Origin of the sequence: Rhizobacter sp. (assembly GCF_031412495.1) — a bacterium.
In the GTDB taxonomy this organism is placed as follows: domain Bacteria; phylum Pseudomonadota; class Gammaproteobacteria; order Burkholderiales; family Burkholderiaceae_C; genus Schlegelella_A.
Map to the genome: position 1 here is coordinate 1 of NZ_JANODC010000269.1, position 1716 is coordinate 1716.

The 1716-nt window shown below is 72.3% G+C and carries 2 protein-coding genes; one reads left to right on the forward strand and one right to left on the reverse strand.

Annotation, left to right across the window (positions count from 1 at the left end):
• Positions 1-1006 (reverse strand): CaiB/BaiF CoA transferase family protein (locus AC30N0_RS10255; protein ID WP_489517819.1); only part of this gene is annotated, 1006 nt, incomplete at its 3' end.
• A gap of 158 nt (positions 1007-1164) precedes the next feature.
• Here AC30N0_RS10255 and AC30N0_RS10260 point away from each other — a divergent pair.
• Complete coding sequence (locus AC30N0_RS10260) at positions 1165-1716, forward strand: hypothetical protein (protein ID WP_489517818.1); 552 nt, start codon at positions 1165-1167, stop codon at positions 1714-1716.

The window sequence follows — 1716 nt, forward strand, 5'->3', positions numbered from 1 at the left end:
GGTCGTTGATGGGGCCGCACGGCACCTTGGCGGCGTCGAGCGCGGCCAGCCAGTCGGCACGGGTTCTCCGCTTGAGGTGCTCGGCGAGGAGGGGAACGAGCACGCCCCGGTTGCGCACCCGGCCGGCGTTGCGCGCGAAGCGCGGGTCCTCGGGGAGCTCGGCGCAACCGGCCACCCGGCAGAAGCGAGCGAACTGGGCATCGTTGCCCACGGCGAGGATGAGGTGCCCGTCGGCGACCGCGAACACCTGGTAGGGGACGATGTTCTGGTGCGCGTTGCCGGCGCGCTCGGGTGCCACCCCGGTCGCCAGATAGCCGGCCCCCAGATTGGCCAGCATCGCCACCTGGGTGTCGAGCAGGGCCATGTCGATCGCCTGGCCCTGCCCGGTCAGGTCGCGGTGGCGCAGCGCGGCGAGGATCGACGTCGCCGCGTACATGCCGGTGAAGAGGTCGGCGACGGCGACGCCGACCTTCTGCGGCCCGCCGCCGGGGGCGTCGTCGGCGATCTCGGCGCGCGACGGCCCGGTCACGCTCATCAGCCCGCCGCGGCCCTGGATCGCGTAGTCGTAGCCTGCCTGCTCGCGATACGGGCCGGTCTGGCCGTAGCCCGTGATCGAACAGTAGACGAGACGCGGGTTGAGGGCCAGCAGCGAGGCGGCGTCGAGGCCATGCCGGGCCATGTCGCCGACCTTGAAGTTCTCGATCAGCACGTCGGCGCGGCGTGCCATGGTGCGCACCAGGTCGGCGCCGTGCGGATTCGCGAGGTCGACGGTGATCGAACGCTTGTTGCGATTGGCGCCCAGGTAGTAGGCCGCCTCCGCCGTCTCGCGGCCTTCGCTGTCCTTCAGGAAGGGCGGCCCCCAGCCGCGGGTGTCGTCGCCGCCGGGCTGCTCGCCGCCGGGCGGCCGCTCGATCTTGACGACGTCGGCGCCGAGGTCGGCGAGCGTCTGCGTGCACCACGGGCCGGCGAGCACCCGGGTGAGGTCGAGCACTTTCAGGCCGGCCAGCGCTTGCGGCGTCGCGGGCGTCTGGGGGGTCGGGTCGGCGGACTCGGCGGCCGCGAAGGTCCGGATGGGCTCGTTCACGCGGTCGATTGTCGGCGAGGGCCCGCGCCGCAGCGTCCATCGCAGGCGAGCGACCTCGCGACGGCCTCGATAATGGGCCGATGACGATCCTGGCTCGCCGACCCCGAGACCGTCGGGCCAGGGTGATCGTGTGGATGGTGGCCGTCGCGCTCGCCGGCTGCTTTCCGGCCTTCGACTGGCGCGAGTCGCGCCCGGAGGGGAGCGGGGCCGCCCTGCTGTTCCCCTGCCGCCCGGACCGGCACGAGCGCAGCGTCCAGGTCGCGGCGACGGCCTTGCGCATGCAGCTGCATTCGTGCAAGGCGGCAGACTTCACCTTCTCCCTGTCGGTGGCCGACGCCGCCGGTCCGCTCGAGGTCGCGCCGCTGCTGGTGGCCTTACGGCAGCAGGCGATCGGCAATGTCGAGGGCAGGGCCGCCGTGCTGCAGCCACCGAACATTTCCGGCGCGACGCCCAATCCGGAAAGCCGGTTCCTCCGGATCGAAGGCCGCTACCCGGACGGGCGCCCTGTCGTCGTCCACGCCGCCTTCTTCGTTAAGGGACTCAGGATCTACCAGGCGACGGTGATCGGCCCGGGCGAATGGCCGCGCGGCGAATCGCTCGAGACCTTCTTCGATGCCATCCGCCTCGCCTAG